15 protein-coding genes are annotated in these 14,547 nt (G+C 61.8%); 14 read left to right on the top strand and 1 reads right to left on the bottom strand.

Annotation, left to right across the window (positions count from 1 at the left end):
• Window positions 1-26: 26 nt before the first annotated feature.
• From hisS to V3C40_RS16965, 14 genes are all read left to right on the top strand, one after another.
• Window positions 27-1,388, top strand: coding sequence for a histidine--tRNA ligase (hisS, locus tag V3C40_RS17030; protein WP_070301526.1), 1,362 nt, complete (start codon window positions 27-29; stop codon window positions 1,386-1,388).
• 54 nt (window positions 1,389-1,442) lie between these two features.
• Window positions 1,443-2,111 carry a YfgM family protein gene (locus V3C40_RS17025; protein WP_034752031.1) on the top strand — a complete coding sequence of 223 codons (669 nt, stop codon included), beginning with the start codon at window positions 1,443-1,445 and terminating at the stop codon, window positions 2,109-2,111.
• 85 nt (window positions 2,112-2,196) lie between these two features.
• Window positions 2,197-3,342, top strand: coding sequence for an outer membrane protein assembly factor BamB (gene bamB / locus V3C40_RS17020; protein WP_331778047.1), 1,146 nt, complete (start codon window positions 2,197-2,199; stop codon window positions 3,340-3,342).
• A gap of 4 nt (window positions 3,343-3,346) precedes the next feature.
• Window positions 3,347-4,693 carry a ribosome biogenesis GTPase Der gene (gene der, locus V3C40_RS17015; RefSeq protein ID WP_034752028.1) on the top strand — a complete coding sequence of 449 codons (1,347 nt, stop codon included), beginning with the start codon at window positions 3,347-3,349 and terminating at the stop codon, window positions 4,691-4,693.
• Between the two features lie 241 nt (window positions 4,694-4,934).
• Window positions 4,935-5,171: an RNA chaperone Hfq gene (gene hfq / locus V3C40_RS17010; RefSeq protein ID WP_008450615.1), complete on the top strand. Its 237-nt coding sequence runs from the start codon at window positions 4,935-4,937 to the stop codon at window positions 5,169-5,171.
• Window positions 5,172-5,285: 114 nt separating this feature from the next.
• On the top strand, window positions 5,286-6,509 hold the full coding sequence (gene hflX / locus V3C40_RS17005; protein WP_034752026.1) for a GTPase HflX: 1,224 nt from the start codon (window positions 5,286-5,288) through the stop codon (window positions 6,507-6,509).
• Window positions 6,510-6,511: 2 nt separating this feature from the next.
• Window positions 6,512-7,807: an FtsH protease activity modulator HflK gene (hflK, locus tag V3C40_RS17000; RefSeq protein WP_035820706.1), complete on the top strand. Its 1,296-nt coding sequence runs from the start codon at window positions 6,512-6,514 to the stop codon at window positions 7,805-7,807.
• Complete coding sequence (gene hflC / locus V3C40_RS16995; protein ID WP_331778046.1) at window positions 7,807-8,694, top strand: protease modulator HflC; 888 nt, start codon at window positions 7,807-7,809, stop codon at window positions 8,692-8,694. The genes hflK and hflC overlap by 1 nt, the downstream gene beginning before the upstream one ends.
• A gap of 269 nt (window positions 8,695-8,963) precedes the next feature.
• Window positions 8,964-10,124 (top strand): ATP phosphoribosyltransferase regulatory subunit, encoded by a 1,161-nt coding sequence (locus tag V3C40_RS16990; RefSeq protein ID WP_034752022.1) that lies wholly within the window; start codon window positions 8,964-8,966, stop codon window positions 10,122-10,124.
• Between the two features lie 3 nt (window positions 10,125-10,127).
• Window positions 10,128-11,441 (top strand): adenylosuccinate synthase, encoded by a 1,314-nt coding sequence (locus V3C40_RS16985; RefSeq protein WP_034752021.1) that lies wholly within the window; start codon window positions 10,128-10,130, stop codon window positions 11,439-11,441.
• Between the two features lie 66 nt (window positions 11,442-11,507).
• Window positions 11,508-12,053 carry a phosphoribosyltransferase gene (locus V3C40_RS16980; RefSeq protein WP_034752020.1) on the top strand — a complete coding sequence of 182 codons (546 nt, stop codon included), beginning with the start codon at window positions 11,508-11,510 and terminating at the stop codon, window positions 12,051-12,053.
• 65 nt (window positions 12,054-12,118) lie between these two features.
• Window positions 12,119-12,628 (top strand): GNAT family N-acetyltransferase, encoded by a 510-nt coding sequence (locus V3C40_RS16975; RefSeq protein WP_331778045.1) that lies wholly within the window; start codon window positions 12,119-12,121, stop codon window positions 12,626-12,628.
• Window positions 12,625-13,551, top strand: a complete 927-nt coding sequence (locus tag V3C40_RS16970) for a WD40 repeat domain-containing protein (RefSeq protein WP_331778044.1) — start codon at window positions 12,625-12,627, stop codon at window positions 13,549-13,551. The genes V3C40_RS16975 and V3C40_RS16970 overlap by 4 nt, the downstream gene beginning before the upstream one ends.
• The gene (locus tag V3C40_RS16965; protein WP_034752016.1) at window positions 13,548-13,853 is read left to right on the top strand and encodes an NIPSNAP family protein; all 306 of its coding nucleotides are present in this window, start codon (window positions 13,548-13,550) and stop codon (window positions 13,851-13,853) included. The genes V3C40_RS16970 and V3C40_RS16965 overlap by 4 nt, the downstream gene beginning before the upstream one ends.
• Before the next feature lie 19 nt (window positions 13,854-13,872).
• Here the strand turns inward: V3C40_RS16965 and V3C40_RS16960 are convergent, their stop codons facing one another.
• A complete protein-coding gene (locus V3C40_RS16960; RefSeq protein ID WP_331778043.1) occupies window positions 13,873-14,532 on the bottom strand; it encodes a glutathione S-transferase family protein in 660 nt (219 codons plus the stop codon).
• Window positions 14,533-14,547 lie beyond the last annotated feature (15 nt).

Raw genomic sequence — 14,547 nt, 5'->3', positions numbered from 1 at the left:
ATCAAGTTAAAGCAAAGAAGAACACTATGTCCGAAAATAAAAAGCTCGACAAAATCACCGCTGTCAAAGGCATGAACGATATCCTGCCAGCTGACGCCCCGCTGTGGGAATTGTTTGAAAACACGGCGCAATCCGTACTGCAAAGCTATGGCTTCCAGCAGATCCGCACGCCGATCGTGGAAGAAACGAAATTGTTCGCGCGCGCCATCGGCGCCGTGACCGATATCGTGGAAAAGGAAATGTATTCGTTCACCGATTCGATGAACGGCGACAACCTGACCCTGCGTCCTGAAGGCACGGCCGGCGTGGTGCGCGCCGTCGTCGAGCACAACCTCGTCTACGAAGGCCCGAAACGCCTGTGGTACAAGGGCCAGATGTTCCGCCACGAGCGTCCGCAAAAGGGCCGCTACCGCCAGTTTCACCAGTTCGGCGCGGAAGCCATCGGCTTCACGGGCCCGGACATCGACGCCGAGCTGATCATGATGACGCGCCGCCTGTGGGATGACCTGGGCCTGGAAGGCATCCGCCTGGAACTGAACTCGATCGGCGACGCGGCCGAGCGCCTGCGCCACCGCGCCGACCTGATCGCCTACCTGGAAAGCCACAGCGAGCTGCTCGACGAAGAAGCCAAGCGCCGCCTGCACAGCAATCCGCTGCGCATCCTCGATACCAAGAACCCTGCCATGCAGGATCTGGTCAATGGCGCGCCGAAGCTGCTCGAGTACTTGGGCGAGGAATCGCTGGCCCATTTCCACGGCGTGCAGAAGATTCTGAACCACAACAATATTCCATTCATCATCAATCCACGCCTGGTGCGCGGCCTCGATTACTACAACCGCACGGTGTTCGAGTGGGTCAGCGACAAGCTGGGCGCGCAAGGCACGGTCTGCGCCGGCGGCCGCTATGACGGCATGGTGGAAATGTTTGGCGGCAAATCGACGCCCGCCGTCGGTTTCGGCATGGGCGTCGAACGCCTGGTGCTGCTGATGAAGGACGCGGCCGAGCCGGAGCAGCCGGCCCAGTGCGACGTCTACCTGGTGCACCAGGGCGAGCAGGCAGGCTTGCAAGCGTTCGTGCTGGCCGAGCGGATTCGCGATGCCGGCCTGGACGTTGTGCTACATTGCGCAGCGAGCAACGGTGGCGGCAGCTTCAAGACGCAAATGAAAAAGGCGGACGCCAGCGGTGCGGCATTTGCCGTGATCATGGGCGACGATGAAATCGCCAACCATGTCGCGACGGTGAAAGCCATGCGCGAAGCCGATGCGGGCGCACAGCAGAACACGGTGCCGTTCGACGATGTCGTCGATTACGTGGTAGACCAGATCATCGGCGACCACGATTGCGGCCATGACCACGGTCCTGGCGGCCACGTGCATCATCACCACTGATTTGACGCAAGACCGTTCTACCCTCGATCAACTACTCATTAAAACTGACGACCCATGGCATACGATCACGAAGAACAAGAACAACTGGCAACCCTCAAAGCCTGGTGGCAGCGCAATGGCAATCTGACCTCCTGGGTCCTGATCGTGGCGCTGGCAGGCTACAGCGGCTGGGCTGGCTGGCAGTACTACCAGCGCACGCAGGCTGCGCAAGCGGGCCAGTTATACGACGAACTGCAGAACGCCATCGCCGCCAAGGACACGGCCAAGGTGATGCGCGCGGCTGGCGACATGCAATCGCGTTTCAGCGGCACGGCATACGCGCAGATGAGCGCCCTGGCCGCGGCCAAGGTGGCGTTCGACGCGAACGACCTGAAAACGGCCAAGACCCAGCTGCAATGGGTGGCCGAGCATGGCACGGAAGAGTACAAGGCCATCGCCAAGCTGCGCCTGGCCGGTGTTCTGCTGGATGAAAAAGCCTACGATGAAGCGCTGAAAGTGCTGGCAACGGCTTCCGTGGCGCAATTTGCCGGCGCCGTGGCCGACCGCAAGGGCGACATCCTGGTGGCGCAAAACAAGCTGGCCGACGCCCGCACGGCTTACCTGGCCGCTCTGGCCGCGACGGACAAAAACAATCCAGGCCGTCAGCTGATCCAGGTCAAACTGGAAGCGATCGGCGGTACGGTACCGGAAGACAAGGCCAAGGCTGACAAGGCCGCCGCCTGACAGGAACACTGATGGCAGGGCCGGGTGGCGTTGTGCGCCGCCCGCCTTGCCCTTACAAGTACAAGAAAAAGGTTGGATAACACTTATGCGTGTCACTGAAAAGCTGGTAGCTGCAAGTCTGTTGGCCCTGATGGCCGGTTGCTCGTCCTGGAACCCGTTCGCCTCGAAAGATCCGAAAACCGAGCCGGCCAAGCTGGTCGAGTTAAAATCGAGCATCGCCGTGCGCGACGCCTGGAAGTATTCGATCGGCAAGGCTGGCGTGTACGCGTTTACGCCTGCGCTGGCTGGCAGCAGCCTGTACGTGGTCAGTGCCGATGGCGCGCTGGCGCGCCTCGATGCGGCCAGCGGCCGTGAAACGTGGCGCGTCAAGGCCGGCAGCGACATCACGTCGAGCCCCGGCAGCGATGGCACGGTCGTGGCCGTCGGCGCCGCCAAGGGCGCCGTGCTGGCGTTTGACGCCGATGGCAAGCAGCTGTGGAAGGCGCAGGCGTCCAGCGAAGTATTGACGGCGCCCGTCGTGGGACAGGGCGTGGTCGTGGTGCGCAGCGTGGATAACCGCATCGTCGGCTTCGACGCCAAGACGGGCGAGCGCAAGTGGACGGTGCAGCGCGTCACGCCGGCATTGACCTTGCGCAATGCGCCGGGCATGGCGCTGGGCGGCGCGAACATCTACGTGGCCCAGCCGGGCGGCAAGCTGCTGGCACTGACGGCGGCCACCGGTGTGGTACGCTGGGAGGTCGTCGTCAGCGAACCGCGCGGCGCCACCGAACTGGAGCGCGTCTCCGACATCGCCGGCACGCCGGTGGTGTACGAAGGCGAAGTGTGCGCTGTCACATACCAGGGCAAGGCGGGTTGTTTCGATGCCGCCACGGGCGTGCCGCGCTGGACCAAGCCGATCTCGTCCGATGTGGGCGTGGCCGTCGACCAGCGTTTCGTGTTCACCGCCGATGACCAGGGCGCCGTCGTGGCGTTCAGCCGCGAAGGCGGCCAGAGCGCCTGGAAGAATGACGCGCTGGCGCGCCGCCGCCTGTCGACGCCGGCCTCCTACGGCCGCAGCGTCGCCGTTGGCGATTATCAAGGTTACATCCACTTCCTGTCACGGGAAGATGGTGCATTAATAGGTCGTGTCAGCACCGACGGTAGCCCGATTGTTTCGGCTCCCGTTGTTGCCGGTTCGAATTTGATTTTTCAAACCCAATCAGGGACAGTGACCGCTCTCGCGGTCGAGTAATACAATGAAGCCGGTAATTGCACTAGTAGGTCGACCCAATGTTGGGAAATCGACTTTATTCAATCGTCTGACCCGCTCGCGCGATGCGCTGGTGGCGGATTTGCCTGGGTTGACGCGCGATCGTCACTATGGCGAAGGCCGTGTCGGCGAACGTCCCTTCCTCGTCATCGATACGGGTGGTTTCGAACCCGTCGCCAAGGAAGGCATCATGCACCAGATGGCACTGCAGACCAAGCAGGCCGTGGCCGAGGCCGACGTGGTGGTATTCATCGTGGACGGCCGTCAGGGCCTGACCCCGCATGACAAGACCATCGTCGACTTCCTGCGCAAGAGCGGCCGTCCGGTCTTGCTGGTAGTCAACAAAAGCGAAGGCATGCGCTACACGGCCGTCGTGTCCGAATTCTATGAATTGGGCATGGGCGATCCGTATGCGATCTCGTCGGCGCATGGCGACGGCGTCAACGACCTCGTCGAAGTGATGCTGGACCTGGCGTTCGCGCAGCGTCCGGATGAGCCTGAAGAGCTGGAAAAGACCGACCGCGGCATCAAGATCGCCCTCGTCGGCCGTCCGAACGTGGGCAAGTCGACCTTGATCAATACCTTGCTGGGCGAAGAGCGCGTGATCGCCTTCGACATGCCGGGCACGACGCGCGATTCGATCGAAATCCCGTTCGAGCGCGATGGCCAGCAATACACCTTGATCGACACGGCCGGTATCCGCCGCCGCGGCAAGGTGTTCGAAGCGATCGAGAAATTCTCTGTCGTGAAAACGCTGCAGTCGATTTCCGAAGCCAACGTGGTCGTGCTGATGCTCGACGCGCAGCAGGATATCTCGGAGCAAGACGCGCATATCGCCGGCTTCATCCTGGAATCGGGCCGCGCGCTGGTCGTGGCCGTGAATAAATGGGATGGCTTGCAATCGCACGAGCGCGATGAAATCAAGATCGATATCGACCGCAAGCTCGATTTCCTGTCGTTCGCGCAGATGCATTTCATTTCCGCGCTGAAAGGCACCAACATCGGTCCATTGATGAAGTCGCTCAACGCCGCGTATGCGGCCGCCATGTGCGATTTGTCGACGCCGAAGCTGACGCGCGCCCTGATCGAAGCGGTGGAGAAGCAGGAGCCGCGCCGCAAGGGTTCGATCCGTCCGAAGCTGCGCTATGCGCATCAGGGCGGCATGAACCCGCCTGTGATCGTTATTCACGGCAATGCGCTCGACGCCGTCGGCGACCCGTACAAGCGTTATCTGGAAAAACATTTCCGCGATACGTTTGCCCTGGTCGGCACGCCGCTGCGTATCGAATTGCGTACGGGTAAAAACCCGTTTGCACGCACGCCAAGCAAGTAATGTTTTAAATGCTGAATTAAGTGCATATTAAGGCGCCGCGGAGATAATGCGGCGCCGACAGTCATTTAATGGCTGTTTGCACGAAAATAATAAAGTGTTAATGCGCCATGCGCGACAGCGATCGCGAAAACAGGTTACAGTAGCTATGACGCATCTTTCTTTCTTTGAAAGGTGTGAGAGCACTTGAAATCAAGCGAGTCGCCTCCAATTCTTACACAACAACATAAACAACGGAGCTGTTATGAGCAACAAAGGGCAACTGTTACAAGACCCATTCCTCAATGCATTACGCAAAGAGCATGTTCCTGTCTCGATCTATCTGGTCAATGGCATTAAATTGCAGGGCCATATCGAATCGTTCGATCAATATGTCGTATTGCTGCGCAATACAGTGACACAGATGGTGTACAAGCATGCCATCTCGACAGTGGTGCCGGCCCGTGCCGTCAATCTCAATATTGAATCTGAAGCGGAGTAAAGCGTTGAGCTTGACGGCCCAGCGCCTTTCACCGTCCATCGCCCCCGTCCGCGCCAGCGGCGCTGATGCGTTTGCATCGGCGTCGGCGTCCGCCACAACTTATCAGATGCCATCATGCGCGCGGCACTAGTCGGAGTTGACTTCGGTCACAGCGACTTCGCCGCCAGCATGGAGGAACTCATGCTGTTGTCGCGTTCGGCTGGCGCCGACCCGATTTCCACCATCACGGCCAAGCGTTCGAGTCCCGATTCCGCATATTTCGTCGGCAGCGGCAAGGCTGATGAAATTGGCGACGTCGTCGTCAACGATGGCCTGGAAATCGTCATCTTCAATCATGCCCTCTCGCCTGCCCAGCAGCGCAATCTGGAAAAGCGCCTGAATGTGCGCGTGCTCGACCGTACCAGCCTGATCCTCGACATCTTCGCGCAGCGCGCCAAGAGCCACGAGGGCAAGCTGCAAGTCGAACTGGCCCAGCTGCAGCATCTGGCCACGCGCCTGATCCGCGGCTGGACCCACCTTGAGCGGCAAAAGGGCGGTATCGGCTTGCGCGGTCCCGGCGAGACGCAGCTCGAGACCGACCGCCGGCTGATCGGCGACCGCGTCAAGGCCTTGCGCGCCCGTCTGGAAAAGCTGCACAAGCAGCGCGAAACGCAGCGCCGTGCGCGCGGCCGCAATCACACATTCTCCGTGTCCCTGGTCGGCTATACCAATGCCGGCAAGTCGACCCTGTTCAATGCCGTGACCAAGGCCGGCGTGTACGTCGCCGACCAGTTGTTCGCCACGCTCGACACCACCTCGCGCCGGGTTTACCTGGGGCAGGAAGTGGGCAACGTGGTGATCTCCGACACGGTCGGCTTCGTGCGCGAATTGCCGCATCAGCTGGTGGCCGCATTCCGCGCCACGCTCGAAGAAACCATCCATGCCGATTTGCTGCTGCACGTCGTCGACGCCGCGTCGCCGGTGCGCATGGAGCAGATCGAGCAGGTCAACCTGGTCTTGAAAGAGATCGGCGCCGATCATATTCCGCAAATCCTCGTGTGGAACAAGATCGATGCGGCCGGGCTGGAGCCTTCGGTGGAGCGCGACGAATATGCTACGATCAGTCGCGTGTTCGTCAGTGCGCAGAAGGGCAGCGGGCTCGACCTGCTGCGCGATGCGATCGTCGAGATGGCCAGGAAGGCGCCCGGTTCGGCCCACCTGTATCAGAACGACGAGGCACCGCAGGAAGATCAGTTTGACGGTCAGTACGACCAGCACGATGGCGCCGCCCCGGACCAGGACGAAGAGCCTGGCGAGGACGATAGGATTTCCACCCACTCCCAAGTCGGAACACGATAGTTATGCTTGTCTCCCTACTCAAAAAAACAGGCTTGAAGTTGTCCCTGAACGATCCCCGCTGGGGCAATCGCAAGGACGACGGCAAGAAAGCCCAAGAAGGCAAAAAGCCCGGCGAAGGTCCGCCGGACCTCGATCAGTTGTGGCGCGATTTCAATCAGCGCCTGAACGCCTTTTTCGGACAGAAGAACCGTCCCGACAATGGCGGCAATAACAACGGCGGTGGCGGTGGTCCGCGCCCAGACATGAAGGGCGCCGGCATCACCGCAGGCGTGGTCGGCGTGATCGCCGTCTTCATCTGGCTCGCCAGCGGCGCCTTCATCGTGCAAGAGGGCCAGAGCGGCGTCGTGCTGACGTTTGGCCAATACACGCGCACGGCGCCGGCCGGTCTCAACTGGCGCTGGCCGTATCCGTTCCAGACCGATGAAACCGTCAACGTGTCGCAGGTGCGCACGGTGGAAGTCGGGTATCGCACGTCGCTGCGCAACAAGCAGGCCAGCGAGTCGCTGATGCTGACGGACGATGAAAACATCATCGACATCCAGTTCGCGGTGCAGTACACCTTGAAAGATCCGGTGGAATGGCTGTTCAGCCTGCGCGACCAGGAAGACACCTTGCGGCAGGTTGCCGAAACGGCGATCCGCGAAGTGGTCGGCCGCAGCAAGATGGACTTCGTGCTGTATGAAGGCCGTGAAAAAGTGGCCTTCGACACGCAAAAATTGATGCAGCAGATTCTTGAAGATTACAAGTCTGGCGTGTTGATCAACAACGTGACGATGCAGGCCGTGCAGCCGCCGGAGCAGGTGCAAGCCGCCTTCGACGATGCCGTCAAGGCAGGCCAGGACCGTGAACGCCAGAAGAATGAAGGCCAGGCCTACGCCAATGACGTCATTCCGAAAGCACGCGGCGCGGCATTCCGCCTGGTGCAGGAAGCAGAGGCCTACCGGGCCATGGTGACCGAGAACTCCGAAGGTAATGCGTCGCGCTTCAAGCAGGTGCTGGTCGAGTACCAGAAGGCGCCGGCCGTCACGCGCGACCGCATGTACCTGGAAACGATGCAGCAAGTGTTCAGCAGTGCCAGCAAGGTCATGGTTGACGCCAAGACGGGCAGCAATCTGCTGTATCTGCCGCTCGACAAGTTGATCGCCCAGCAGGCGGCGTCGGACGCCTCGGCCGCGGCAGCGCGCGCCACAGCGGCCGCACCCGCAGCCAATACCGTAATGCCACAGGAAGCCATGCAGACAGTAGAAGTCAATTCGCGTCGCGACAGCCGCTCTTCGCGTGAACGGGAGAGCCGCTAATGAACCGTATCGTCGCCGCCCTGATCGCGGGCTTTATCGCGATCATGCTCCTTTCCTCGACCGTGTTCGTGGTCGATCAGCGTAAATACGCCATCGTCTTCGCCCTGGGTGAAGTCAAGGACGAGATCAGCAAACCAGGCTTGTACTTCAAGCTGCCGCCGCCGTTCCAGAACGTCATCTACCTGGACAAGCGCATCCTGACGCTCGACACGCCGGAGCCGGAGCGCTTCATCACGGCCGAGAAGAAGAATATCCTCGTCGACGCGTATGTGAAGTGGCGTATCGTCAATCCGAAGACTTATTTCCGCAGCTTTGGCGGCGATGAAAGCCGCGCCCGCAACCGCATGTCGCAAATCGTCAAGGCCGCGCTGAATGATGAAATCACCAAGCGCACGGTGCGCGAAGTGATCTCGGGCGAGCGTGGCAAGGTGATGCAGGCGATCAAGGCCAAGGTGGCGGCCGAGGCCGAGGCCATCGGCGTGGGCATCGTCGACGTGCGCCTGAAGCGCGTCGATTACGTCGAGCAGATCAACAACTCCGTGTACGAGCGCATGAAGTCCGAGCGCGTGCGCGTGGCCAACGAGCTGCGTTCGACCGGTTCGGCCGACTCCGAGAAGATCCGCGCCGACGCCGACAAGCAGCGCACGGTGATCCTGGCCGAAGCGTACCGCGAAGCCGAGAAGATCCGCGGCGAGGGCGACGCCAAGGCATCGCAGATCTATGCGGAAGCGTTTGGCAAGAATCCGGAGTTCTACAAGTTTTACCGCAGCCTTGAAGCCTACCGCGCCACGTTCAAGGACAAGGGCGACGTGATGGTAGTCGATCCGAGTTCGGAATTCTTCAAGTACTTCAAGGGCGGCGGCGCAGCCGGTTCGGCCAAGAAGTAAGACAGCATCGGGACTGCCCCCGTCCGCAACGACGGGGCAGTAGCAGCGGGGCCGGCATCATTGCCGGCCCCGTTTTTTTGTGCCCGCCAGGCTGTTGCGGGAAGGCGTAAAATTCCCTGTTTTTAGGGCTGCGCGGCAGCGTTTCGGACAACTTATCCCTAAAGGCCCGTGTTTTCGCGTAAAATATCAGGTTCGGCCTCTTGCCTGGCGCGCCCGCCGCTGCCTCGCATGATGCATTTTTTCAACTTTCTTCCGTATCTCGCTCCCTCATGCCGAATTGGCTTTTGCCCGAAAATATTGCCGATGTTCTGCCGTCGGAAGCGCGCAAGATCGAAGAGCTGCGCCGCCTCATGCTGGATAATTTCCGTCTGTACGGATATGAACTGGTGATGCCGCCGCTGCTCGAGTATCTGGAATCGCTGATGACCGGCGCTGGCAAGGATACCGACCTGCGCACGTTCAAACTGGTCGACCAGCTGTCGGGCCGCATGCTCGGCCTGCGCGCCGACATGACGACGCAAGTGGCGCGCATCGACGCCCATCTGCTGAACCGCGCCACCGTCACCCGCCTGTGCTACGCCGGCAGCGTGCTGCATACCCGTCCGTCGGGCTTGCACGCCACCCGCGAACCGCTGCAGATCGGCGCCGAAATCTATGGCCACGCCGGCCTGGAAGCCGATGCCGAGATCCAGGAACTGGCGCTCGCTTCGCTGGCACTGGCCGGTTTCGATAGCGTCCGCCTGGATTTGTCGCACGTCGGCCTGTTGCGCGCTATCATTGCGCAAGACGCCGCCGCCGAGCGCGACGAAGCTGCGCTGTACGCCTTGCTGCGCGCGAAAGATGCGCCGGGCCTGCGCGCCCTGACGGCATCCTACGATGCCGTCACGCGCGATGCGCTGCTGGCCTTGCCGAATCTGTATGGCGACATCGACGTGCTGGCGCGTGCGCGCGAAGTGCTGCCGCCGTTGCCGGGCGTGTTGAAGGCGCTGGCCGAACTGGCCGCGCTGGCAGGATCTGCCCTGGGCCGCGCCGAAGTGGCGATCGACCTGGCCGACCTGCGCGGCTACCAATATGAAAGTGGCGCGATGTTTGCGCTGTATGTACCTGGCTTGCCGAACGCGGTTGCGCGCGGCGGCCGTTATGACCACGTCGGCGAAGCGTTCGGCCGGGCACGTCCCGCGACCGGCTTCTCGCTCGATTTGCGCGAACTGGCGCGCCTGTTGCCGACCGCGGAACGGAAGCATTCGATCCGCGCGCCGTGGGGCAGTGCGCCAGAATTGAAGGAAAAAATCGCCGAGTTGCGCAAGGCGGGCGAGGTCGTGATCCAGAGTATGCCGGGTCACAGTAATGAACAAGACGAGTTCGAGTGCGATCGCGTGCTGGTACTTGCCGATAATGGTAGTAGCTGGATTCTTAAAAACTTAGGTTAAGTGATGTCAAAGAAAATTATGGCAAAGAACGTCGTTGTCATCGGCACCCAATGGGGCGATGAAGGTAAAGGCAAGATCGTCGATTGGTTGACCGATCACGCCCAAGGTGTGGTGCGCTTCCAGGGCGGCCACAATGCAGGCCACACGCTGGTCATCGGCGGCGTCAAAACCGCGCTGCAACTGATCCCGTCGGGCATCATGCGTCCAGGCGTCGCCTGCTACATCGGTAACGGCGTGGTCGTTTCCGTGCCGGACGTGCTGCGCGAAATCGACAAGCTCGAAGCCGTCGGCGTCGAAGTCGCCTCGCGCCTGAAAGTGTCGGACGCGGCGCCCGTGATCCTGCCTTACCACACCGCGATCGACCTGGCGCGTGAAGCCAAGCGTGGCGATGCGAAGATCGGCACCACCGGCAAGGGCATCGGCCCGGCCTATGAAGACAAAGTGGCGCGCCGCGCGATCCGTATCGCCGACCTGCTGAACGAGAAGCGCTTTGCCGAAAAGCTGGCTGAAAACCTCGATTACCACAACTTCGTGCTGGAAAACTACCTGAAGGCGCCGAAAGTCGACTATCAGAAGACCCTCGACGACGCGCTGGCCTATGTGCCGCGTCTGCGTCCGATGGTGACCGACGTGTCGAGCGCGCTGTACAAGGCGCACAAGGCCGGCGCGAACCTGCTGTTCGAAGGCGCGCAGGGCTCCCTGCTCGACGTCGACCACGGCACCTACCCGTTCGTCACCTCGTCGAACTGCGTGGCCGGCAATGCCGCCGCCGGTTCGGGTGTCGGTCCTGGCATGCTGCACTACATCATGGGCATCACCAAGGCTTACACGACGCGCGTCGGTTCCGGCCCGTTCCCTTCGGAACTGCCAACGGATGCGGGCGTCGGCCACCACCTGGCGCAAGTCGGTCATGAATTCGGCACCGTGACGGGCCGTGCCCGCCGCTGCGGCTGGTTCGACGCCGCCTTGCTGCGCCGCTCCGTGCAGATCAACGGCGTGACGGGCATGTGCCTGACCAAGCTGGACGTGCTGGATGGTATCGAAACGCTGAAACTGTGCACCGGCTACACCATCGATGGCGTAGCCACGGACATCTTCCCATCGGGCGCCGAAGAAGCCGCCCGTTGCGTGCCGGTGTACGAAGAGATGCCAGGCTGGACGGAAAGCACGGTCGGCGCGAAATCGCTGGCGGCGCTGCCGGCAACGGCGCGCGCCTACATCAAGCGCATCGAAGAACTGGTCGGCGTACCGGTGGACATGGTTTCGACCGGTCCGGATCGTGAAGAAACGATCGTGCTGCGTCACCCATTCGAGTAAGCTGCTGGACACAATCCGCCGCAAGGCGGATTTTTTTAATCACGCTAATAATAAGATTCCACTATCATGACTACCCCACAATCGAACGATCAACACCTCTGGGTCAACTGGGAAGAATACCACCGCCTGATCGAGCGCCTGGCGCTCAAGGTCTACGAATCGGGCTGGAAATTCGACCAGGTATTGTGCCTGGCGCGCGGCGGCGTGCGTCCCGGCGACGTATTCTCGCGCATTTTTGATTTGCCACTGGCCATCCTGTCGACCAGCTCCTACCGCGAAGACGCGGGCACGGTGCGCGGCGACCTCGATATCGCCAAGTACATGACCATGACCAAGGGCCCGCTGGCCGGCCGCATCCTGCTGGTCGACGACCTGGCCGATTCGGGCGTCACGCTGGACAAGGTCACGCGTCACCTGAAGGAAAACTTCCCTGACGTGACCGAAGTCAAATCGGCCGTGATCTGGCTGAAGGGCTGCTCCGTCGTGCGTCCCGACTACTTCCTCGACGAATTGCCGCACAATCCGTGGATCCACCAGCCATTCGAAGACTACGACGGCCTGCGTCCGCACCAGCTGGCGGCGTGGATCAAGAAGGGCGAAGCAGGCAAGTAATTGCGTGCGCGCTTGCAAAAAAAAGACGATCGTGTATCGTCTTTTTTTTCGTCCAAGGAAATGCGATGACCATACTCACGACGGCGCGCCTGCGCCTGGAACCGATCATGGAAAACCATTACGAGCGCATGCGCACGCTCAACACCGATCCCGAGGTGATGACCTACCTGAACGCGGGCCAGCCCGAAAAGGAAGAGGACACGCGCGCCGCCGTCAAGCGCGTCACGGGCCGCTGGGCCGAGTGGGGCTATTCGTGGTGGGCGCTGATACGCCTCGATGATGGCGAGATGGTGGGCATGGCCTGCCTGCAGCATCTCGATGGCGACAAGAGCAAGCCGCACGAAATCGGCTGGCGTCTGGCCCGCACGGGCTGGGGCCAGGGCTATGCCAGCGAAGCGGCAGCCGCCATCGTCGCGCATGCGTTCAAAGTCGTCGGCGCGCCCGAAGTGGTGGCCGTGGCGCACCCGGACAACGCGGCCTCGATCAAGGTCATGACGCGTCTGGGCATGCAGTACGCGGGCATGGAGCGCCATTACGATATCGATAGCGTCGTGTACCGTCTGGCACGCCCATGAAGGTAACGCGCAAGCCCCTGAAGCTGGGCTGCGCCTACGGCGTGCGGTTTTCGCCCGATGGCACGCGCCTGGCCGTGCTGGGGCGCGACCTGGTCCTGTGGGACGTGGCGGCACGCCAGAAACTGTGGCGCGGCAAATTCATCGCCCATTGTTCCAGCATGGCGTTCTCGCCTGACGGCAGCCGGCTGGCCATCAAGAGCACGACGGGCCAGCAGGCCGTGGTGGATGCGCTGGCGGGCCAGGTGCTGCTGAACTTTCAGAACAAAAAGGATGGCGAAGGCTGCGGTCCCGCGTGGTCGCCGTGCGGCCAATATCTTGCCGACGGTGGCTGGGATGGCCGCCTGCGCGTGCGCGACACGCAAACGGGCGAAGTGCTGTTCATGCACGAGCACCCTGGTGAAATGCTGCGTGCAATCTACGCCATCGATGGCGGGCGGCGTTTGCTGGTCCTGCATGGCATCAAGTCGGTGGAGGAAGGACAGGTGCAGCCGCCCGACTATTGCAGCGTGTGGGACTGGCCGCTGCAAGCGAGAGGCGGCCGCGTGGTGCTGTCGCTGCCCAAGCTGGCGTCGTGCGTACCATCGCCCGATGGCGCGCGTCTGGCCGTGCTGCATTACGCAGGCAGCGAGGAATTCTTATCGGTGCATGCGATGGACGATGGCCGCTGTCTGGCCACGGCGCCCGTGGAAGCGGGCGGCGGCACGGGCGACGCCCTGCGCTGGCTGCCCGACTGCAGCGCGCTGGGACGCATCGGCAAGGGCAAGCTGCTGTTCTATGCCTGGCCGGGGCTCGGCGTCGTGGCGCAGGAAGATTTTACGTATCCCTGCGCACTGGACTTTTTGCCTGGCTCGCCATTGGCCGCCATCGGTTCCTGGGAATCTGGCATGCTGATGGATCTGAACGTTCACAAGGAAAATACATGATCACCTGTTACCTGCGTTACATCATCGACCCGTATAAATTGCGGGAATTCGAAGCCTACGGCAAGCTGTGGATACCGCTGGTCGAACGCTTCGGCGGCCAGCACCACGGCTACTTTTTGCCATCGGAAGGCGCCAGCAACGTGGCGCTGGCCATGTTCTCGTTTCCCAGCCTGGCCCTGTACGAGCAGTACCGCAGCGACTCGATGCAGGACGCCGAATGCCAGGCCGCCTTCCGCTATGCGGAAGAGACGCGCTGCATCGTCAGCTATGAGCGCAGTTTTTTCCGGCCCGTGTTTGCCTGAACGGGCTCACTGAACAAGGTCAATCGCGCTGCGGCGCGCCCAGTGGGAAGAGGTGGCGGTACGGTCGCGCCTCGTCCACCGCGCGGGCGAACGACGGGCGGGCCAGCAGGCGCGCGCGGTAGGCGCGCAACAGGGGCAGCGCCGCGGGAATCGGCTGCGTCCAGTCCGCATAGAACAGCGAGGGCGCGGCGGCGCAGTCGGCCAGCGTAAAGTGGTCACCGGCGGCCCACGTCTTGCCGGCCAGGTGGGTTTCCAGCCAGGCGTAGGCGAGGTCCAGCTTGTCGCTGGCGAACGCGCGGCCTTCCTCGGTCTTCGCCGAGTCGCCGCTCAAGGCGGCACCGACGGCATGCTGCACCGGTGTCATGACGTGCAAGTCGAAATAGCGGTCGAGAAAACGCACGTCCAGCGCCTGCATGGCGTCGTCCGGCAGCAGGCGCAGGGGGGCCGAATGGGCCAGTTGCAGGTATTCGATGATGATGCTGGTCTCGGCGACGTTGCGCTCGCCGTCCACCAGCAGCGGGAATTTGCGCAGCGGCCAGCGCTCCAGCCATTGCTGCAGGTGCTCGGGCATGTCCGGCGCCAGGCAGCGGAAATCGAACGGTATGGCGTTTTCGTACAGGGCGATGAGTACCTTTTGCGTGTACGAGGAAAAGGGATGGCCGTAGAGGATCAGCGACACGGTGGGATCTCCTGT

This window comes from Janthinobacterium sp. LS2A (genome assembly GCF_036543145.1).
Taxonomy (GTDB): domain Bacteria; phylum Pseudomonadota; class Gammaproteobacteria; order Burkholderiales; family Burkholderiaceae_D; genus Janthinobacterium; species Janthinobacterium aestuarii.
This window is presented reverse-complemented; position numbering and strand designations above follow the sequence as displayed.